At 69.8% G+C, this 20,242-nt stretch carries 17 protein-coding genes; 11 read left to right on the forward strand and 6 right to left on the reverse strand.

The annotated features are described in order from the left end of the window. Nucleotides 1–152: 152 nt before the first annotated feature. From O7627_RS00885 to O7627_RS00895, 3 genes are read left to right on the forward strand one after another with little or no spacing between them, the layout of a single operon-like run. Complete coding sequence (locus tag O7627_RS00885) at nt 153–1,433, forward strand: GNAT family N-acetyltransferase (RefSeq protein WP_278091582.1); 1,281 nt, start codon at nt 153–155, stop codon at nt 1,431–1,433. Then, nucleotides 1,411–1,683, forward strand: a complete 273-nt coding sequence (locus tag O7627_RS00890) for a zf-HC2 domain-containing protein (RefSeq protein ID WP_278091583.1) — start codon at nt 1,411–1,413, stop codon at nt 1,681–1,683. Before O7627_RS00885 ends, O7627_RS00890 begins: the two co-directional genes overlap by 23 nt. Next, nucleotides 1,680–2,354 carry a hypothetical protein gene (locus O7627_RS00895; RefSeq protein WP_278091584.1) on the forward strand — a complete coding sequence of 225 codons (675 nt, stop codon included), beginning with the start codon at nt 1,680–1,682 and terminating at the stop codon, nt 2,352–2,354. The genes O7627_RS00890 and O7627_RS00895 overlap by 4 nt, the downstream gene beginning before the upstream one ends. Nucleotides 2,355–2,440: 86 nt before the next feature. Here O7627_RS00895 and O7627_RS00900 read toward each other — a convergent pair whose 3' ends face one another. Continuing rightward, the gene (locus tag O7627_RS00900) at nt 2,441–5,467 is read right to left on the reverse strand and encodes an ATP-binding protein (protein WP_278091585.1); all 3,027 of its coding nucleotides are present in this window, start codon (nt 5,465–5,467) and stop codon (nt 2,441–2,443) included. A gap of 218 nt (nt 5,468–5,685) precedes the next feature. Then, nucleotides 5,686–7,062 (reverse strand): hypothetical protein, encoded by a 1,377-nt coding sequence (locus O7627_RS00905; RefSeq protein WP_278091586.1) that lies wholly within the window; start codon nt 7,060–7,062, stop codon nt 5,686–5,688. A 715-nt stretch (nt 7,063–7,777) separates the two neighbouring features. On the opposite strand from O7627_RS00905, the gene O7627_RS00910 reads away from it, so the two are divergent. The 4 genes from O7627_RS00910 to O7627_RS00925 are packed head-to-tail and all read left to right on the forward strand — an operon-like array spanning nt 7,778 to nt 14,659. After that, nucleotides 7,778–8,776 (forward strand): hypothetical protein, encoded by a 999-nt coding sequence (locus O7627_RS00910; protein ID WP_278091587.1) that lies wholly within the window; start codon nt 7,778–7,780, stop codon nt 8,774–8,776. A 40-nt stretch (nt 8,777–8,816) separates the two neighbouring features. Beyond that, nucleotides 8,817–10,796, forward strand: a complete 1,980-nt coding sequence (locus O7627_RS00915) for a hypothetical protein (RefSeq protein WP_278091588.1) — start codon at nt 8,817–8,819, stop codon at nt 10,794–10,796. Nucleotides 10,797–10,806: 10 nt separating this feature from the next. After that, nucleotides 10,807–11,736 carry an AAA family ATPase gene (locus O7627_RS00920; RefSeq protein ID WP_278091589.1) on the forward strand — a complete coding sequence of 310 codons (930 nt, stop codon included), beginning with the start codon at nt 10,807–10,809 and terminating at the stop codon, nt 11,734–11,736. Next, nucleotides 11,729–14,659, forward strand: coding sequence for a TIR-like protein FxsC (locus O7627_RS00925; RefSeq protein WP_278091590.1), 2,931 nt, complete (start codon nt 11,729–11,731; stop codon nt 14,657–14,659). The genes O7627_RS00920 and O7627_RS00925 overlap by 8 nt, the downstream gene beginning before the upstream one ends. Before the next feature lie 28 nt (nt 14,660–14,687). Here the strand turns inward: O7627_RS00925 and O7627_RS00930 are convergent, their stop codons facing one another. Together O7627_RS00930 and O7627_RS00935 are read right to left on the reverse strand one after the other, a co-directional pair. Continuing rightward, the gene (locus O7627_RS00930) at nt 14,688–14,876 is read right to left on the reverse strand and encodes a DUF397 domain-containing protein (RefSeq protein ID WP_278091591.1); all 189 of its coding nucleotides are present in this window, start codon (nt 14,874–14,876) and stop codon (nt 14,688–14,690) included. Next, complete coding sequence (locus O7627_RS00935) at nt 14,863–15,639, reverse strand: helix-turn-helix transcriptional regulator (RefSeq protein ID WP_278091592.1); 777 nt, start codon at nt 15,637–15,639, stop codon at nt 14,863–14,865. Before O7627_RS00935 ends, O7627_RS00930 begins: the two co-directional genes overlap by 14 nt. Nucleotides 15,640–15,713: 74 nt before the next feature. Between O7627_RS00935 and O7627_RS00940 the strand changes: the two genes are divergently transcribed. Together O7627_RS00940 and O7627_RS00945 are read left to right on the forward strand one after the other, a co-directional pair. After that, nucleotides 15,714–15,932: a hypothetical protein gene (locus O7627_RS00940; RefSeq protein ID WP_278091593.1), complete on the forward strand. Its 219-nt coding sequence runs from the start codon at nt 15,714–15,716 to the stop codon at nt 15,930–15,932. 285 nt (nt 15,933–16,217) lie between these two features. Further along, nucleotides 16,218–16,586 carry a Uma2 family endonuclease gene (locus tag O7627_RS00945; protein WP_278091594.1) on the forward strand — a complete coding sequence of 123 codons (369 nt, stop codon included), beginning with the start codon at nt 16,218–16,220 and terminating at the stop codon, nt 16,584–16,586. 15 nt (nt 16,587–16,601) lie between these two features. Here the strand turns inward: O7627_RS00945 and O7627_RS00950 are convergent, their stop codons facing one another. Further along, on the reverse strand, nt 16,602–17,510 hold the full coding sequence (locus O7627_RS00950; RefSeq protein WP_278091595.1) for a YegS/Rv2252/BmrU family lipid kinase: 909 nt from the start codon (nt 17,508–17,510) through the stop codon (nt 16,602–16,604). A gap of 169 nt (nt 17,511–17,679) precedes the next feature. Here O7627_RS00950 and O7627_RS00955 point away from each other — a divergent pair, with 169 nt between their 5' ends. Beyond that, complete coding sequence (locus O7627_RS00955; RefSeq protein ID WP_278091596.1) at nt 17,680–18,258, forward strand: hypothetical protein; 579 nt, start codon at nt 17,680–17,682, stop codon at nt 18,256–18,258. 69 nt (nt 18,259–18,327) lie between these two features. On the opposite strand, the gene O7627_RS00960 is transcribed toward O7627_RS00955, so the two are convergent. Continuing rightward, entirely contained in the window at nt 18,328–19,062 is a 735-nt protein-coding gene (locus tag O7627_RS00960; RefSeq protein ID WP_278091597.1) for a protein phosphatase 2C domain-containing protein, read from the reverse strand. Between the two features lie 62 nt (nt 19,063–19,124). On the opposite strand from O7627_RS00960, the gene O7627_RS00965 reads away from it, so the two are divergent. Further along, on the forward strand, nt 19,125–20,165 hold the full coding sequence (locus O7627_RS00965; RefSeq protein ID WP_278091598.1) for a LuxR family transcriptional regulator: 1,041 nt from the start codon (nt 19,125–19,127) through the stop codon (nt 20,163–20,165). Nucleotides 20,166–20,242 lie beyond the last annotated feature (77 nt).

Raw genomic sequence — 20,242 nt, forward strand, 5'->3', positions numbered from 1 at the left:
GACGTCGAGATCGTCACCTGCCGTTACCACCACGTCGACCGGTAGCGGACCGGACCGGAACCAGGAGAGTTCGGTCGGATGGCCCCCCGGCCCTCGGTGGCTCGGCCGTCGGGAGGGTTGTGGACGACGGATTCGCGAACCACGATACCGAGGTGAGTCTCTCGGCCGTCGACGTGCCATTCGGAAAGATCTATCTTCAGGACCTCTCCGTCAATCCGGACACCGGCCTGCTGCGCCGCGGCTATCTGGAGATCCTCGTGCCGAGCCTGCCACCGGGCGAGTTGGAGGACCTCGACGGGTTGGCCGACCGGGTCGCGGCGAATTCGACGTACGCCGCGGTCGCCCTGCACGAGGACGCTCCGATCGGGATGGTGGTGGCGGACACCTTCGACGAAGCCCCCGTGCTGCTGCTGAGCTATCTGGCGGTCCGGCCCGGCATCCGGGGCGGCGGGGTCGGCGCCGCGCTGCTGCGCCACCTGCTGCCGAGCTGGCGGGACCGTTCGGATTCCGAGATCGTGGTGGCGGAGATCGAGGATCCGCGGGCCCATCGGCCCACCGAGTTCGGCGATCCGGCGGCCCGGGTGCGCTTCTACCAGCGGCAGGGATATCGCCTGCTGCCGGTCCCGTTCGTGCAGCCCCGGGTGGCCGCCGACCAGGACCGGGTACGCGGCATGCTGCTCGTTGTCGCACCCGACGAGCGGGCCGGCGAGCTGGTACCCGCCCGGCTGCTGCACGCCTTCCTGACCGAGTACTTCGACTCGGCCGAGGGGGTGCGGGCGGACGACGATCCGGAACTCGCCGCGCTGCTGGCGATTGTGGAGCGCGGCGGCCGGCAGCTCACCCTGCTGCCACCCGACCGGTACGCCGAGATCCCACCACTGAACGTCCCGGCCGAGTTGCTGCGCCGGGACTATCCGGCGACGCTGGCCGCCCTGGGACTGCTCGCCGTGGACGACCGCGCGGTGCCGGTGCTCGACGAGGTCTGGCACCGGGTGCTGGACCGGATGGCGCGGGGGGAGTCGATCCCGATCCCGCGCCTGGCGGTGATCACCGACCTGCTGGACGCCCTCTCCGACGCCGGTCTCTTCTTCGTCTCCGATGACCCCTCCGACGCTTCGGTGCTCGGCTGGTGGTTCGCCGGCGACGACGACCCGTGGGCCGGCTGGTGGCGCCGCGACCCGCCACAGTGGACGGAGTGGACCCCGCTCACCCGACTGGCCGGGCCGACCGTGCGCCGGCTGCCTCCGCTGCCGCGGGTCGCGGTCGTCCTCGCCGACGTGCTCGGCCTGACCCCGGCGCAGGCGGTGGCCGTCACCGGGCAGTCCGAGCAGGAGCACCACGAACTGGTCGGCGTGGCCCGCGCCGAGGTCATCGCGCTCATCGACCGGGCACTCGACGAGGAGGGATCGGATGGACAACTTCCTGCGCTGTGACAACGTCGTGTCGTTGACCGCGCGGCTGGTCGACGGGGCGGTCGAGCCGGACCGTCGCGAGTTGGTGGAGATGCACCTGCTGGTCTGCCCGGCGTGCCTGGCACACCTCGGCAAGGTGCGGGACCTGCGCGCCTTCCTCGGTGACCTGCCCGGTCAGCACCCCGGACCGGGCGCCCAGCAGATCCCGGCGGACCTGTTGACCCTCGCCACCAACGCCGGCCGGGCGGCGACCGATCGGACCGACGGATGACCTACTACAAGTTCCTGGCCGCCGGTCGGATCGCGCCCTTCTCCGGTCATCCCTGGTCCGACGACTGGCTCGACGCCCGGCAGGTCGTCGCCTGCGAGCAGGGCGTACACGCCTGCCGGCCCACCGATCTGCCGTTCTGGCTGCACGACGAGTTGTGGCGGATCGAGCTGGCCGGCCCGGTGACCCGGCTGGGACACCAGGTGGTGGCGCCGCGCGCCCGGCTGGTCGGGCAGGTTGTCGGGTGGAACGCGCAGTGCGCCGACGCCTTCGGCCGGAGGTGTCTGGCCCGCACGGCCGCCCACGCGGCGGCGGAGTGCGGCGAACTGGACGACGGAGCACTGGCCGCCGCCGCCGAGCGGCTGGCCGACCACGCCGACCCCGACCAGCCGATCGTCGGCCCGGAACCCGACGGTGGGCTGGCCGCGCTGCGGGAGGTGGCCGTCCGGCGGCAGGAGGCGGCGGCGCTGGCCGGCCAGCGGACCGCCGCCCAGGTCTGCGGCTACCTCGTCGACGCGATCGACATGCTCGGGGTCTATCCGGTCGCCGGCATGGGGTACGTCGCGGCCCGCGCCGCCCAGGCGAGACGGGCGGAAGGGACAAGAGACCGGTACGCCGAGGAGCGCCGCTGGCAGGCGACGTGGCTGGTCGAGCACCTGGACCTCGAAGGCTGACTCGTCGCCGGCCAGCCGGCCTGCGGGCCAGCCGGCCTGCGGGCCAGCCGGCCTGCGGGTCGGGACGGGGCAGCTCCGGACCGAGGTCAGCCGACGGCGGACCGGGGGTCACCAGCGGCGGTCCGGGCCGCCAGGGCCTCGATCCGGTCCAGCTCGGCCATCGTGTCGACGCTGAGGGTCTCGACGATGTCGCCCCAGTGATCGGTGAACTCGGAGTTGCGTCCGTGCAGCTCCGCCTCCAGCGGCCCGCGAGGAAAGAGCAGCCCGGCCACCTGGACCACCCGCTCGGCCGACTCGGCGGCATCGTCGGCAGCGGCCGCAACCGCCGCATCGGAGCCGACCGGGACGGCTCCGGGGTCGCCGCCGATCGGGCCGACCAGCGCGGCGATGAACTCCGATCGATGCTGGTGTCGACCCCAGGCGAGCATCTGCTGCGCCGCTCGGGTCGTCATCTCCAGGTAGAACTGCTGGGTGTACTCGTCGGGTGCGTTGAGGGAGTGTTCCAGCGCGTTGTCGACCCGCTGGAACAGGAAGGCCCGCAGCACCGCGTGCCCGTACTCGGCGGCGGCGGTCAGCGGATCGGTGTCGCGGTGCAGGTCGGCCAGCACCCGGTGCAGATTGCCCAGCAGCTCCGACTCGACCTCACCGTCGGCCGCCATCCGGCGGATCCACGAGACCGCCTGCCCGACCCGACCGGCCGCCGCCCGCCGGTCACCCGCACCCGCCGCGATGTCCGCCCACTCGTAGTAGAACCAGGCGAGCAGCAACTCGTCGTCGAGCTCCGCGAACTCCGGTTCCAGGTCGCGGTACGCGGCGTCGGCCGCGTCGTACCGCTTGTCGTACCAGAGCGTGTGGGCGGTGAACAGGCGCAGGTAGAGCCACGCCTGCCGGCGTACCTCCTGGGTTTCGGCCGGATAGGCCGGGTCCCGCCAGCCGCGGTGCAGGTCGCAGAGTTCGCCGATGGTGCGCAGCGCCCGGCGGGCCTCGGTCCAGTGCGGGCCGGGACGCTTGTCCCAGCCGACCGGGTAGTTGCGGTGGAAGCGGCCGAGCTGGTCGAGCAGCGTCCGGTCACGGTCGTCCCGGCTGGCCCGTTGCCAGTTGTCCAGCAGCGAGTGGCAGAACGGGAAGTCGATGTAGAGCGCCCACCACCAGAAGGCCTCCAGGAAGATCACCACGAACTGGGTACGGGTGAGGTCGCGCTGGTCGGGCAGCTGGGCGGAGTGGAAGAGCCACTCCGCCTCGTACATCTGCCAGAGCGGGTCCTCGAATTTGAACCAGGAGCCGTACGTCTTGTGGGTCTTGTCCTCGAACGAGGAGATCTTGTCGTAGTAGTAGCTGGCGGCGCCGCGATGGATCTCCTCCCAGCGGGCCGGCTGGAACTGGCGCAGGGCGCGGGAGAGGGCCGGGCGGATGAAGTCGTGCAGCCGGAACCGGCCGTCGATCGGCAGCGGGTCGAGCAGGCCGAGCCGTTCGATCCGCTGCAGGGCGTTGCCCGCCACCACCTGGTCCATCGCGTCGTCACCGGCGGCGAGGAGCTGCCGGACCATCGGTACGTCGAAGGTGTTGAGCAGCGACACGGTCTCGACGATCTGCCACACCTCCGGATTCCGGTGCGGGGCGACGACCGCCTTGACCAGTGCGTCCACCGGCAGTTCGTCGTTGCTGGTGAGCTTCTGCAGCAGGTCGCGCAGGTCTTCGGCGTTCAGCGGCTGGCCGGACCGGGCCGGCTGCTGTTCGAGCTGGGAGCGAATGAACTGGACCACCAGCTTCAGGCCGTAAGGGTGGCCGCCGGTGTAGCGCATGACGACGCTGGCCAGCGCCGGACCGGACCGGTCCCCGAAATGGTGGTCGAGGTAGGCGGTGACCTCCGGCAGGGAGAACTTCGGTAGCTCCTGGGCCAGTGCCGGGTCGAGTACCGCGCGACCGTGCTCGGCGTATTCGCGGGGCACCATCGGCAGCACCACCACCGTGTCGGTCAGCCGGGCGGCGAGTCCGACGAACCACTGCCCGACCACGTCGTCGATGAGCGTCTCGAATCCGTCGAGCACCAGTACGCCCCGCCGGCCGGCCAGGAAGGTCCGCCAGTCCGCAACGAACGCCTTGTCGACCCGGCCCTGCGCTTCGTGTAGCCGCTCCTGCGGGCTCCGTCCGGAGGCGTACACGTTCGTCGTCGGGAGGTCGGCGTTGGAGATCCGCCCCCACGTCTTGGCGGTCAGGTTGTGGTACACGGTGACCGCGGCGGTCGCCTCGCCGCGGGAACCCTCGACCGCCGTCACGAAGCCGCTGAACTGGCCGTCCAGATCCTGCACCAGGTCGCCGAGCAGCTGGGTCGACTGCTTGAAGCGCAGCGCCAGGGTGTTGATCGTGGCGTGCTCGCCGTACTCGCCCCGGTACGCCTCATCCAGCCCGTACGGTTCGACGGTCATGCCGCGATGTGGCAGCAGCACCACGTCGGGCAGATCCCGTTCCACCACCGCGCGAAGCTGGTCCAGGAAGGAGGTCTTGCCCATCCCGTGTCCGCCGAGGACGACGAACGTCCCACCCCGCCCGGCCCGGATGCCGCTGATCAGCCGATCGAGCTGGGCGTCCCGGCCCACCAGGCCGTCGGCGGTGATGCGAATGGACCCGTTGGTCAGCGCCGGCGGGGCCGACGGCTGGGTTGACGGCGGAGCCGGCGGCGGAGTCTGCGGCTGAGTTGACGGCGAGATCTGCGGCGGGCTGATCGGCGTGGCGGGTGGAATGACGGTCTGCAGCCCCGCCGGTTCGCTGACGGCCGAGGGCTCGGCGGCGACCGGGCGTTGCTCGCCGACCAGGACGTCCTCGATGACCCCGCCGGTGGTGGCCCGGACGGTGTTGCCCGCGGCCGGGAGCACCATCCGCCGGATCTTTCCGCCCAGGCTGGCCAGGAACGTGTTCGCCGGCTTCGCGGAGCCGCCTCCGCCGCTGTTGACCAGGAGCAACGCGACGCCGGCCAGCAGGAAGCTGCCGATGCCGGCGATCCAGCCGGCCACCTCGACGCCCCGCAGTCCCCAACTGACGGCTGCTACCGCACTACCCACCGCTGCCAGGCCGAGCAACGCCAGCCACAGCCCGGTCCAGTTTGATCGCGTCACAGCGCAAGTCTGTGGCAGCCACAGTCGACAGTCGACCGGCCGACCCGGGCGGGTAGATCGTCGTTTGTCGACGCCTCCGGCCAATCGGATGAATGTGACCACGGCGGGCACGACACATCCCGGCAGCCGACCGGACATGCCCCGGGCCCCGCGATCACGATCGCGGGGCCCGGGATCAACTGGTACGCCGCCGGGGCGGGCAGCTCAGCGTCGTGGCGTCAGCCGAGCCGCTTGGCGACCGGAGCGGGAGCCGGACGCGGCTCGGCGCCGCCCGGCAGCCGACCCTCCGCCGCCCGATCGGCCGGGTTCCGCGCGGCCGGGTACAGGTACTCGAAGGTGCCGGCGACGTCGACCACCAGGTGGGTGCTGCCCGACCGGTTGTAGACGTTGAACCCGTAGGCCGGGCTGATCTCGGTGATGGCGGCGTTCGGCACCGTCTCGCCCGGGGCCGGGTTGAGGGTGCTGACCACGGGCCGGTCCTGACCGGCCGGCCAGACGCTCAGGTAGGTGCCGGCGGTGGGCTGCACCGCGGTGACGTTGAGCGCCAGGGCCCGGGTGTCCGGCGTCGAGACCGGCTCGCCAGCGGTGATCGTGGCGGTGCTGTTCGGCCCGATCGCGCTCGGGGCTCCGAGCCCGATCCGGGTGTCCGCGACCCGAGTCGGGCTCAGCGGCCGGAACCGCAGGCCCTCAGCGAAGGTGCCGTCGTCGTAGACGCCGAAGAGGTCGATCAGGATGTGCGTGCCACCGCTGGATCCGTTGTAGATGCTGATCGACGGCAGACCGGCGCACGGGTAGTCCCACGGGCAGGGCGCCACCGGGACAATTGCCATGTTCGGCACGATCTTGCCCTTGCCGTAGTTCAGCGTGGACGTGTTCGGCGGGTCGTTCTCACCGTTCCAGGCGGTGAGGTAGCCCCCGGTCTGCGGGCTGACCGCGGTGACGTTGACCGCCAGCGCGCGCAGGTGAGCGTTGCCCTCCTCGCCGAAGTCGACCGGCACGGTCACCATCCAGCCGCCCGGCAGCGGCCCGCCGAAGTCCGGGTCCCGGCTGTCCAGGATCCGCCCCGGCTCGACGGTGTAATACTCGCCGCCCATGTCGGTCGAGGCGGCGCTGAGGTAGTAGCCGACCACGTCGGCGATGACGTGCGTGCTGCCACCCCGGTGCAGGATGGCGACCCGGCCGCCCGCACCGATCGGCACGGTCACCGAGTTGGCGATCGTCTTGCCCGCCGAGAAGTTCAGGTTCGACGCGGTCGGCTGGGTGGACTCGGCCGGGTAGAGCGTGAGGTAGCCGCCCTTGGTGGGCGCGGTCACGGTCACGTTGAGCACGACCGCGGAGACGCCGTTGGCCGGGACGCCGCCCCGGGCGGTGACCTGCAGATTGAGGACCCGGCGGTCGGGCAGGGCGCCGGCCGGGGCACCGAGCCCGCTACGGGTGTCGAGCAGCCGCTGCGGGCCGACCGGACGGTAGGTGCCGTCCGCGCCGGCCTGGGCGGCGGCGGCCGACCCGGCGGCGGAGGCGGCGGTGGTGGGAAGACCGGTCAGGACTGCGGCGAGCGTGACAGCGGTGGCAACAGCACCGCGGAGAACGCGCAAAGCAAACCCCCATGGGATTGGCACCGCGGGTGGGCGGTGCGAGAGAGAGGTGGTGTCCGGCGAACCGCCGACCGATGGGCCGGCTCGAAACACCGGAAGACACAAGGTACCGGGTCGGCGCCCTTCTGCGGGACCGGTTATCTGACTGTCCGGTTAAGACTGTCGAGCCGCTCGGGGCGTTGGGCGACCCGTTCGACACGATGCATGCAGGTTCGCTCAGCATTTCCACCCTGGGATGTGCACGTTCGTGCGCACGAGAAGATGTAAGCACGAACGTTCTCATGAGCGATCATGGGCACGATCGTGCACATCTGAGGGCTCGATGAGGATCGTAAACGCGCGCGACCTTGGTCTCGCCGTCCGGCAGGCGAGGCGCGACCGGGGTCAGACCCAGTCGGAGTTGGCCGCAGCGGCTGGAGTGAGCCGTCGCTGGCTATCCGGCCTCGAAGCGGGGAAGTCGACCGCTGAATTCGGTCTGATCCTGCGCGCCCTGGACGCACTGGGCATAGGTCTGGACGCATTCCCGGTCGAGCCCGGGCGGCGATCTAGACCTGACGCCCCTGCTGAACGGGTTCGGGGCAGGCACGGCTGACGGTCGCAGGCGCCCAGCGTCTTCGTCAAGGATCGACTGAAGATCCTGATCGGACTCACGCACAGTTGGGCGGTCTAGAGCAGTGCGTTCGCGACCTTCCCACGCTTTGCGTGATGTGGCATCATGGCGGCCGAACGACACCGGGGAGTAGCTTTGGCGTCGCGTTTGGTGTTTGTGCACGGAGTGGGTGGCCACCGCGACGCCGATACCGAGCGGACGGCCTGGCTGTCAGCTCTCTTGGCCGGTGCCCGTCGAGCCGGGCATTCCGACCTGTCGGACCTGCTCGCCGACGAGGGCCGCTGCGAAACGGTCTTCGCGTACTACGGCGACCTGTTCGCCCCGCGCGGCGCTCAAGGGATGGCGGACGCTGGGGTGCACGACCGTGATGAGGCCGTCATGTTGTGTCATCTGCTCGACGAGGTGATCGACGGGCGGTTGGCAGAGACCGATGATCCGGTACATCGTCAGGTGCTTTCGTCGGCCAAGCGAGAACTTCGACCCACCGGGACGGCGCAGGGCACCGGCAACCTCGTCCGCGGCTCGCTCAATGCCGCGACCACTCTGCTTTCTCTCCCGCCGGTGGCGCGTGGCGGTCAGTGGCTCAGCGGCAAACTGCTGGTCCGGGACCTCTCACAGGTCGTTCGCTATCTCGCCCGGCGGGAGGTCGAGGAGGGCCGGACCCTGGACGAGCGGATCCGGGAGATCCTGCTGTCGCGGTTGTCGGACCAGCCGGCGGTGGTGGTTGCGCATTCACTCGGAACGGTGGTGGCGTTCGAGGCCCTTCACCACCACCGCTTGACGGTCCCGCTGTTGGTGACGATCGGTTCACCGTTGGGGATGCGCTCGGTCGTGTGGCCCAAGCTGCGACCCCAGCCACCAACCACACCGGCGTGCGTGGATGCGTGGCTGAACTGCTGGGACCGCGATGACCTGGTGGTGACCCGTCCCAAGCTGGAGGCGGACATTGCCGCTAACGACCGGCAGGTGGCCCCAGAGAGTCGCCGGGTGGACTCCGACGGGGTCTGGGTGCACACGGCGACGAAGTATCTGGCGCATCCCGAGGTCGGTGGGCGGGTCGCCGCAGCGCTCAAACGGATGGCCGGACGGGCGACCGGTGAGTAGCAGGCGCCATCTCCTTGTCCTGGCGTCGCAGTGCACATCCATGCCGACCCTGGAGACGCTCGCCGAGGCAGCGCACGGACTTCACACAACCCTCCTGGACCCCGAGCGCGGAGCCTGCGTGCCGGCTCTGCCGTCCACCCACCGCCCGCTGCCCGGTGGTTCGATCCGGGTCGGGGCATTGACTGCCGACGAGGTCCGTACCGACGTGCGGGCGGCTGTCCGCCACGCGGGGACGGAGGGGGCGGTCCTGGTGCTGGCACTCATGGGACACGGGTTCAGCCCAGGCGATGGATCCGACCTCTATCTGATGGTGGGTGATTCCCGGGAGGGCGAGTCGATCGGGGCGGTCAACGTCAGCCAGTTGCTCACCGACGCCGCCGACCATGTCGGCCTGGCCGGCCTGATCGGGATCATCGACACCTGCTCGGCCGCCGGCGCGGTGCCGGCGATCGGTCGAATCGTCACCGGCCAACGCAGTGGCCGGACCCGGTGCGGCCTGTTGATGGCGTCGGGCGTCGGCCAGAACGCCTACGACCTGCGCCTCACCGCCGACATCACTGACCTCCTCCGCAGCGGCGTCGACGACGCGCCGGCGGTCCTGGAGTTGCAGACAGTACGAAGCGCGCTCGGGTCAAAGCCAAGCGGTCCCAGCATCAGTGTCTTTGAGTTCGGTGGCGATCCCAGCACACCGCAACCACTCTGGCTCAGTCGCAACTATGGTCACCAGGCCGGCCGGGCCTCCGCCTACCTGGGGCGAGCCGGACGTGCCGAGTTGGACCAGGCACTCGCAGCGATAGATGACCAGCCAGCGATGACCAGCCGATGGACTCCGGAGGAGCTGGCGTCCCTGCGGGAACGGCTCAGTCAGTTGCCGCTGTCACCGCAGGCGGTGCGCGCGCAGCAGGTCGCTGATTCCCTCTTCATAGCGGCGCAGACGGCGCGCTTCCTTCAGGAGTGGATTCCCGGCGCGATCGAAACCGATCGGCTGCGCAGGGCGGTCGCGCTGACCGCTGCCCCACAGGCTCCTCGGGTCACCGCTCTCGACGACGTGTCGGACGTCCTGGAGCGGCTGGCGCTTTCGTATCCGGCGAGGGACGGGAGTTGCCGATCGCAGATCTGTCGGTTCGTTGTAGCCCTCGCTCTGGACGACGTTCAGAACCTCAACGATCCGCTTCTGCGGACGTGGGCGCTGTCCATCACGGCGTTGAAGCAGGTCAACGACGCTGTGGCCTGGGCCAATCGACTCAACTCCGAGCGCCGGCTGCGCCTCGTCGTGAGTCTGCATGCCTCCATCGGCGGCACCTGGCCCGAACTGATCGAGACCTGGCTGGTGCTGGATGGCGAGATCCACAGCAAGGAACGGCTCCAGTGTGCCGGTCCGGACCGGTCCGGCGTCGAACTGGCCATCGCACGAGCCGTCGACAAAGCGGAGCGGGTCGCGGCTTCGATGCGGCTGCCGCTGCGCCAGGTGGATGTGGCCGTGCCCACTCAACTGCTCGCAGACTGGCGTCCCGAGCAGATCAAACGCGGCGAGTGGCTGGGCGTCCGCTTCGACGTGGTGACGCGGTGGGCTGAGCGGTTGAGCCCGCCGGACGCGATGCAGTGGGTCGTGACAAGCGCCGAAGGTCGACTCGCGCGGATGGCGAACGGCGAGATGCCGGTGCAGTGGCTGGACATCGGCGAGATCGCCGACCTGGTGGGTCTCGAAGAGAGGCTGACCGGCGGGGCGTACCCGGCGGTGGCGCTCAGTGCCACTCCGGCCGAGAAGGCGAGGCTGTTCTCGCTGCTCCTCGCGTACGTCCCGGTCATGCTCTGGCCCTGCACCGTCGCTCCACTGGATGCCGGCAGCCGTCTTGCCCTCACGCACTGCTGGGACCGGATGCCCGCGGAACTCTTGGCAGCCTATCGCGATCGGTGGCGGAACCCGGAGCAGAGCAGCCTCATCGCTGACCTCCGGGCCGTCTGGGATGACCAGGAATGGCTCGATTTCTGCAAGTCGTATCAGTTCGGCAAGGCATGAGGAGCGACCGATGACCTGGGATCCGGTGTATCAGGGCAATGGGGTGGTGCGGCCCGGCGTCGCGCTGCCGCCGCCTCCGCCCTGGCGGACCTTTCCGCGCAAATCGCTCGGCGGGAAATTCCAACCACCGCCCGGCCTCGTCAGCGCGGTGAACGCCGCGCTCTTCCTCCGTCGCCCGCTGCTCATCACCGGGTCACCGGGTTCGGGCAAGTCGACAGTGATCGAATCGGTGGCGGAGGAGCTGGATCTGGGACCGGTCCTGCGGTGGCACATCACCTCCCGGAGCTCGCTGACCGAGGCGCTGTACCGCTACGACGTCCTCGGTCGTATCCACGCCCGGCAGCTCGGCAGTGACACCGACGACATCTCCCCATTTCTCCAGTTCGGACCGCTCGGGACCGCGCTGCTGCCCGCCGCCCGGCCCCGAGCACTCCTCATCGACGAGATCGACAAGAGCGATCTCGACCTGCCCAGCGATCTGCTCGACGTGCTGGAACGAGGTGAGTTCGAGATCCCGGAGCTGGCTCGGTACGAGCGGGCAACCGTTGCCGTACGCGGTTGGGACAGCAACCAGCTTCATGGCATCACTCGAGGCCGGGTCGCCTGCACGCAGTTTCCGGTCATCGTCATGACCGACAACGGCGAGCGCGAGTTCGCTGCGCCGTTCCTTCGCCGATGCATCCGCTACACCATGCCCGTCCACACCGACATCGAAGTCGTAAAGCGGGCGGTGCGCGCGCACCTGGAGGGGGTCGACGTCGAGAGCGAGCCAATCGTCGAGCTCATCGAGCAGTTCGTCGCCCGGACCCGGTCCGGCGACCTGCTCGCGCTCGACCAACTCCTCAACGCGGTCTTCGTGGTGATCGGCGGCGCCGCTCCGGTGGGTTACCAGCGCGACCAGGTGATGAAATACCTGCTCCGCGAGCTCTCCGGTGCCTGACCTCGCCGACGGCGCACTCGACTGGGCGGTCCAGGCCATCCGGCACCTCGGGCCTGCCCTGGACGCGACCAATATCGCCGAAGCGCTGTGGCTGGCCGCCACCATCCGTGCCCCAGATTCGGTTGAGGACCGAGAATCGCCAGACCCCCACACACTGCTTCAGGCGAAAAACCCGGACCCTGGCCGGCCGGACCGGTCGTCGGCGACGCTCAACCTCTACGACACGGCCGACCAACCATCAAACCCTGCCGACCAGAACTTGCGAGTACGGGGCGCGACCGCGCTGCCGGCTGCACTCGACGTCGAGCGAGCATTGCGGGCTTTTCGGCGGCCATGGCCTAGCGGCCGGCGCCAGCAACTCGACCTGGGGACGACCGTCGAGAGATACGCCCAGACCGGCCAACTGATTCCGATCATGCGGCCGGCTCCCGAACGCTGGTTCGAGGTAGCGGTCGTCGTCGACGGTTCACCTTCGATGTCCGTCTGGCAATCGACCGTTCATGCGCTGGTACGGACGCTGCGTCATACCGGCGCGTTCCGATCCGTCCGGTCCTGGAAGCTCACGGTGAACGACAGCGGGCCCGCGCTCGCCGACCAGGCGACGGGTCGGACGATCCACGTCAGCCGGTTGAGGACACCCGATAAGCGCCTGCTGGTGCTTGTTATCTCCGACTGTGCGGGCGATTCATGGCAGGAATCGAGGACCTGGCGAGCCGTCTGGGACTGGTGCCGCCGCACGCCGACCGCCCTTATCAATCCGCTGAGCCCGACCCTGTGGCGTCGCACAGGGCTGTCGCTGCCCGGAGCCACGGTCCACGCGTCGCGCATCGGTACGGCGAATCGCGAGCTGCACTACTTTCTTCCCACCCTGTTGCGCCTATCGACCAGCTCTGATGGCTGGCTTCCCGTCCCGGTCCTCACGTTGACGCCCCATTCGATCTCACGCTGGGCGGATACGCTGATGCGTCTCGATCCCCGGGGGTGCGAGGTGGTGCTGGTGCCCAGTTCCGGCCGCGTCGACCGGCTGGCTGACCGTTCGATCCCCGACTCGAACCCGATCGACCGGGTGGCGCGCTTCCGCCATATCGCGTCCGAGAATGCCGTCCGGCTCGCCGCCCTCTGCGCGCCACATAGCGCGGTCAGCATCGAGCACCTGCATCTTCTCCGCCAAGAGGTGGTCCCACTGGCCACCGTCAGCGATATGGCCGAGGTACTGGTTGGCGGAATCGGAACTGTCGTCTCTGAGGTCGACGGTCCGGTCTTCCATCTCTACCCGGACGCTCGTCCAGCCCTGAGCGCGCTGCTCACTGCGAACGACGCCTGGCGCGCATACGAGGTGGTCAGCAGGTACGTCGAACGGAATTTCACTCCGTCCGGTCAGTTGACCTTGGCCGTCGGAGGTCAGACCGAATTGTCTGTGCCTGGCCGTCACCCGCTCGCGGACGCGTCACACGACATCCTGCGTCTCCTCGGCGTCACGCCACCGGACCAGGATCCGATCACGATAGAAACGGCCAGTAGGTCATTGACCGGAGGCGGGACACGCTTCACGAGCAGTCGGCCGCCGAAGCCTCCGTGGCAGTCTCCGGCCGGTGGCAACGATGTGGAGCAGGAGGTGCCGCGGCGGCCCCGGCTTTACTTCTTCCTCAGTTATGCGCGCAGTGACGATGATCCGTACGTCGAGCAGTTCTTCCGGGATCTCTGTGGTGAGGTGCGGGTGCGGGCGGGGTTGGCCAGCAGTGAGGAGGTCGGCTTCTTCGATACCCACAGCATCGGTATCGGGGCGACCTGGTCGTCGGAGTTGGTGGATGCGTTGGCCGAGTCCGGCACGTTTGTCGCGCTCTGCTCGCCGCGGTACTTCGTCAGTGAGGCGTGCGGTCGGGAGTGGCAGATCTTCACCGAGCGGGTCGAGCGGCATCAACTGGCCACCGGCTCCCGGTCTCGCACGATCATTCCGGCGTTCTGGTTGCCGCCGCGTCAGGTGCCGGAGGCAGTGCAGCGGCTGCAGTACGACAGCGCCGCGTTCGGGGAGGGGTATCGCCGAGACGGTCTGCGGCAGTTGCTGCGGCTGAGTCGTAACCAGGACGAGTACATCGAACTGCTGGCGGTGCTCGCCGATCAGATCGTGGAGAACGTCGACACCGATCCGTTGCCGCCGATTCCGCGGCAGGAGCGGGTGGAGTTCGTGGGGGTGCCGAGCGCTTTTCACCAAGCCGAAACGTCGATAGAGTCGCCAAGGGTAAACCGGCAAGGCGCCCTACGCGGACCGGATGGTCGCTCCCCGTACAGCCACGTAGTCCAGGACCATGTGCATTTCGTGATCGCAGCGCCGAATCGGCGGGAGGCGCGCGCGGTCCGACGCGATGTCGCCTACTACGGGGAGTACTCGGTCGAGTGGGCACCGTACCGGCCGACTTTCAGGCAACCGCTGGCTGATTTCGCCCGAGCGGTAGCTTCCAAGCGCAGGCTCACCTCCGAGGTGTCGCCATTGGCTGGGCACTGGACCAGGATGCCATCCAGGGGGATCGTGGTACTGCTGGTCGACTGCTGGGTGTGGCAGATCGCGACCTATCGCCGCGTTCTGTCGCAGTGGATAGAAACGCGGCGCTCCGAGTTGGTAACCACGGCGATGGTGCCGATCAACCCCGAGGATCGGGAGACCAGAGAGAACTGGCCTCAGCTCGCTGGCGGCCTGCGCCGCCTGTTCGCCCGAGGGACCAGCGCCGGTGAGGCCTTCGCCTTCCGGCCGGAGATCCTCAGTCACCGGGCCTTCGACGAGGACCTGCAGGTGGTGCTGGAAGTGGCCCGTAATCGCCTCTTCACTCTGCACAGCTCGGCAGAGGATGAGCCGTCATCACGCAGCTCACGTCGACCTGTTGTTGAGGCAGGGTTCCAGTTCGAAGGCGAGCCGGATGCGCCATGACCCATGATCTGGGACTTCGTTCGGCTCCCTACCGCTTGGCGGACTGGATGAAGGTCTGCCAGGTGGTGGGGGTGAAGGTGAGGGTGGGGCCGGGGCGGTCCTTGGAGTCGCGGACCAGGACGCGGCCGGGGAGATTGTCGGCCACCTCGACGCAGGCGCCCTGGTTGGAGCTGCTGCGGGTGCTGGTGCGCCAGCGGGGGCGCTCACTCGTACTCATCGGCCACCTTCTCGATCAGCTTGCGTGACAGGTCGACGGGCAGCGCCAGTCCGGAGACGATCTCCCAGGCCAATTCTAGTTTGGCGATGTCGTCGGCGTCGGTGGTGACGTCGCCGCGCAATGGACCGTCGACGTAGCCGACCCGCTGCCGGCCGGGCAGGGTGGCGAGCACGAACGCCCCGGCGAGGCCGGCGTGCAGGCCGGTGCCGTTCGGGATGACGAGCACCTGGGTCCGGGTCTGGTGGGTGGCGCTGATCAGGTGGTCGAGCTGGTCCTTCATCACCTCGGGCGGGCCGCAGCGCAGCGCGAACTCGCCGATGACGGCGGTCAGCATCGGCGGATCGGGGCGGCCGACGGTGGCCGCCTGCCGCTCGCGCCGGTCCTTGGTGGTGCGCTCGACCTCGCTCTCCGGCAGCCGGCCGCCGCGCAGCACCGCGCGGGTGTAGTCCTCGGTCTGGAGCAGGCCCGGGATCAGGCTGGGCTCGAACCAGCGCAGCATGGTGGCGCGGCTTTCGTGGTAGGTCCACGGGCGCAGCCAGAGCTCCGTCGCCTCGTCCCGTGCCGTCGCGACCGCCTCCCGGACCTTTCCCTCTGCGCCGAGGGCGAGGTCGAGTCGATCAGTGGTGTCGGGTTGCGGAATGAGCCGGCCATTCTCGATGGCCGTGATCAACGATGCGCTGACCTTGATCGATCTGGCGAGTTGGCGCTGGGTCAGTTTGCGTTCGGTGCGGAGCCGTCTGACGGTCTTCGGAAGCTCGCTCACCGGTATCACCCCCGTATACGAAAGGCGGGTCGGGCATTCGGCGGCCGGCGTTCGGCACTGGGACCCTGTCCGGCGTGCTCGGGAAGCCGGTGCCGGACGCGATCCCGGCCGACGTCGAAGCGGACACGCTGCGAACACTGCTCGCCCGACACGAGGCGAAGGACGAGAAGAACTGCCGCTGCGGCCTGCCACTCGGTGAGGAAACCGGGCTCTGCTTCTACGGCCGGCAGGCCCAGAAAAGGCTCTACAACCTGACGCTGGACCGGCGCGCCGCCGACGACCCGAACGCCTAGCCGACCGAAAAGATCGTCAGGACATTCAGCACGCCCAGCGCCGAAATAGCGTGCCCAATGTCCTGACGATCTTTCTGTAGCGAAACTACATTGAGGGGTCATGAGCGCTGATGCAGTCGGCATGCATATGCCCGCCATCGTGACGCTCGACGACGTGGCGGCGATGAACGCCGCGGACTCGAACGGTCACCGTTACGACACCAGCCCCGAAGGGGTCCTGTCGGTCACGCCCCCACCCGACTCCGAACACGCGAGATCGCCAGCAGGCTGTTCGCCTGGCTCATCATGGCCGGCTGGCCGGCCGAGCAGGTGTTGCAGGCCGCCGGGGTGCGGATTCCGGGGCCGGACGGGGATGGCGGCCGGATCCCCGACCTCAGCGTCTGGCGCAAGCAACCGCCCCGCCGCGTCTGGCTGTCGGCCCCCGACATCCTCCTCGTCGTCGAGATCGTCTCACCGGGGTCGGAGGCGATGGACTCGGTGACCAAGCTCCGCGAGTACGCCGCGGTGGGCATCCCGCATTACTGGGTGGTCGACCGGGACGACGCTCAGACGGCCACCCTGCACCGCCTGACCGGGCTTGGCGGCTACCAGGAGCAGGCGAAGCTGCCGCTGGCCTGGCTGTTGCAGACCGCGCCCGGCGACCATCTCGACTAGAACCGACCAGACCGCCTAGACCTCGGCGGGGTCGGGCACCGGGACGCGGACCGTGATCGCGGCGGGCACCACCCTGACCTTCAGCTTGCGGGTTGCGCCCTGCTCGCCGCCGTCCAGCTCGTAGGTGGTCTTCTCGGCCAGCCGCACGGTCACCTTGCTGGCTCGGGTGACCTGCACGAACGGGGACTTCTCCGTCCGGCCGACCGCCATCCGGCCGATCGTGCGGGCCCAGTCCAGCGGGCCGTGCGCGGTGGCCACGCCGACCTCCAGCCGGCCGTTGTCCGGCTCCGCGTCGTCGAACGCCTCGATCCCACCGGTGATCATGCTGACGTTGCCGAACAGCACGCAGGTCGCGTCGCCGGAGTACCACTTCCGGCCGTCCACCTTGATCTTCGTCGGCACCGACTCGTCCCGCACGTGCCGCAGCCCGGTGAGGACGTACGCGAGCTTGCCGGCCCGGTCCTTCAGGCCCCGGTCGGCGTCCCCGATCAACTCGCCGTCGAAGCCTGCGCCGGCCATCACCGCGAAGTGCTGACCGTTCACCTTGCCGAGGTCGATCGCCCGGGGCCGGCCGTGGAAGGCGATCTCGACCGCCTTCTCCAGATCCTCCGGGATGCCCAGGTTGGTGGCGAGCAGGTTCGCCGTACCGGCCGGGATGATCGCGGTCTGCACGTCGCGGCCGGCGAGGGCGTCCATGCACCGCTGCACCATCCCGTCGCCGCCCCAGACGAGCACCAGTTCGGCGCCCTTCTCGACCGCCTTGCGGGCCTTCTTTGGGGCTTTGCGGCTTTTCGGCACCTCGTACCAGATGGGGTTTTCTATGCCCCGGTCGGCGAGCAGCCGGCGCAGCTCGGGCAGGCCGCCGCCGAGGGACTTCCGGCGGTGGGCGACGACGGCGACTCGGGGCGCTGCTGGCTGTTTCATGCCATCCCGCTTACCCAACCGGCCGCCGGAGCTACCGCGCCGCCGCGCCTCGGCCAGCCGATGGGGCCCCGGCGCCTGGCCGGGGTGGGTGGGCGGCGAGCCCGGAACCCTGTGCAACACTCCCGGCCGACGCCCTTCCCTCCGACCGGGCGAACGACAGGGGACGACGATGAACATCGAGACACTCCAGGCCCAGCGCCAACTGATCGTGCGCCAGCGGATCCGGCTCATGGTCAACCAGTACGAGGTCCTGGCCGCCGGACCGGACGGCGGCGAGGGCGAACTACTGGCGTACGCGCAGCAGAAGCGGATGGCCTTCCGTGAGCAGGTGACGCTCTACAGCGACGACACCAAGCAGCAGCCGGTGCTCGGCTTCAAGGCCCGCCAGGTCCTCGACCTCGCCGCCACCTACGACGTGACGGACGCCGGTGGCAGCGCGATCGGCCTGTTCCGCAAGGACTTCAAGCAGTCGCTGCTGCGCTCCACCTGGCACCTTGAGCAGCCCGGCCTGGGCGCGATGATCGGCCAGGAGCGGAACATGGCGGTCGCCATCCTGCGGCGGTTCGTCGACTCGCTCTCCTGGCTGCCGTACCACTTCGACTTCGTGCTGGACGGCCAGCCGGCCTTCTCCGTGATCAAGAAGTTCGGCCTGCGGGACAAGTACGTGGTCGAGATCCACAACCCGGGCCTCGACCGGCGCCTGGTGGTCGCGATGGCGGTCGCGCTGGACGCCCTGCAGAGCCGCTGAGCGTGGACCCCGGGACGGGTGGTCGGACTCCCGCGACAGCGGGGGTCCGCCCCCGTCCGGCCTCGTCCGTCACCCGGCCGGCGGGGCCGGCTCGGTCTCGACGTCGGCCACCACGACCGTGACGTTGTCCGGCGCGCCCGCCTGATGGGCCAGCTTGACCAACTGCTCCCCGCACTGGTGCCGGTCGGCCCAGTGTGCCAGGGTCTGCCCGATCGCCTGGTCGTCGACCACATCGGAGAGCCCGTCACTGCAGAGCAGCAGCCGGTCACCGGCGGCGGCCGGGACGGTGTCGATGCTCGGCGCCAGCCCGGCGCCCTGCACCGCCCGGGTGACAAGCGAGCGCTGCGGATGCCGGCGGGCCTCCGCCGAGGTCAACACCCCCTGGTCGACAAGCGCCTGGACGAGAGTGTCGTCTCTGGTCAGTCGTCGCAGCGTGGCGCCGCGCAGCAGATAACCCCGGGAGTCGCCGACATGTGCGACGGTGAGAAGTGTGTCGGCCAGCAGTACCGCGGTGATGGTGGTGCCCATCCCGTCCCGTGCCGGGTCGGCCTCGACCGCCGCCCGGATCTGGAGATTCGCCGTCTCGACCGCGCCGTTGAGCGCGGCGACCGGGTCGTCGGCCGGCGCCCACTCCAGCGCCGCCAGCGCTCGGATCGCGATCTCGCTGGCCACCTCGCCGGCCGGCAGCCCGCCCATCCCGTCCGCCACCGCGATCAGCCGGCTACCGGCGTGCGCGGCGTCCTCGTTCTCGGGCCGGACCAGGCCGGGATCGGTGACGGCCACCGCGCGCAGGATCAGGCTCATGCGTCGATCTTGCCAAGAACTCCCCGGATCCGTCTCTACGCAGTACTGCGTAGGGTGAAGCGATGATGCCGGTCTCCATGGTCGGGCGCGCCGGCGAGTTGGCCGAGCTCGTCCGCGCCTGGTCGGCCGTGGTCGACCGGCGACCGGGACGGGCCGCCCGCACGGTGGTGGTCACCGGCGCCGGTGGGGTCGGCAAGAGCCTGTTGATCGCCTCCGCCCTGGACGCCCTGATCCCCCGGCCGAGCGCGGTGCTCTCCGGCTCGGCCCGGGTGCACTCGCCGGCCCCCTACGACTGGCTCGCCGCGGTGTTGACCGGCTGCGACACCCGAAATCTGCCGTTGCCGGCGGACGCGTTGGCCTGGCTCGCCCAGCACCCGAACGCGCCCCGCGAGCGGTACGCCCCGGACGCGCTGCTGCGGCTGGCCGTCCGTACCGTCCGGGCCCTGGTCGGCGCCGGCCCGGCGGTGCTGGTGGTGGAGGACCTGCACGCGCTCGACCCGGCGAGTCTCAACCTGGTCGGCGAGCTGGCCGCCGCGCCGGAGCTGCCGGTCCTGCTCATCGCCGCCAGCCGACCGGCGGCGTCCGCGGTCTCGCCGGAACTCACCCGGCGGACCCTGGCCCGGCTCTGCGGGGTTGCCGGCGCGGTCCGGCAGCACCTCGACGAGCTGACCCGGACCGAGGTGGCCGAGGTGCTGGCCCAGGTCTATCCCGACCAGAAGGTGCCCGCCACGGTGACGGCCGCGGTCTGGCAACGCACCGGCGGCAACCCGTACCGGTTGATCGAATACCTGGCCACGGACGGCCGGCGCGGGCTGGCGGGCCTGGCGGACCGGCCGGCGCCGGCCCGCCCGGCGCCCCGCCGGCCGGTCAACGCCGGCCCGGCCGGGGTCCCCGCCGAGTTGACCGGTCGGGAGATCGAGGTGCTCGGCTGCCTGGCCGCCGGCATGTCGAACAAGCAGGTTGCCCGCTCGCTCGGAATCTCGATCCGCACGGTCACCGTGCACGTGTCGAACCTGCTCCGCAAGACCGGTTCGGCGTCGCGGACCGAGGCCGCCCTCTGGGCCCTCGAACACCAGTTCAATGATCCGGCCGGCCGTCCCTGACGATCCGGCCGACGGCTTGACGCGTACGCCATCATTGGGGGAGAGGGCTGTGTCTACTTTGTCTCTCCCGGGAAGCT

This window comes from Solwaraspora sp. WMMD1047, from assembly GCF_029626155.1.
Lineage (GTDB): Bacteria > Actinomycetota > Actinomycetes > Mycobacteriales > Micromonosporaceae > WMMD1047.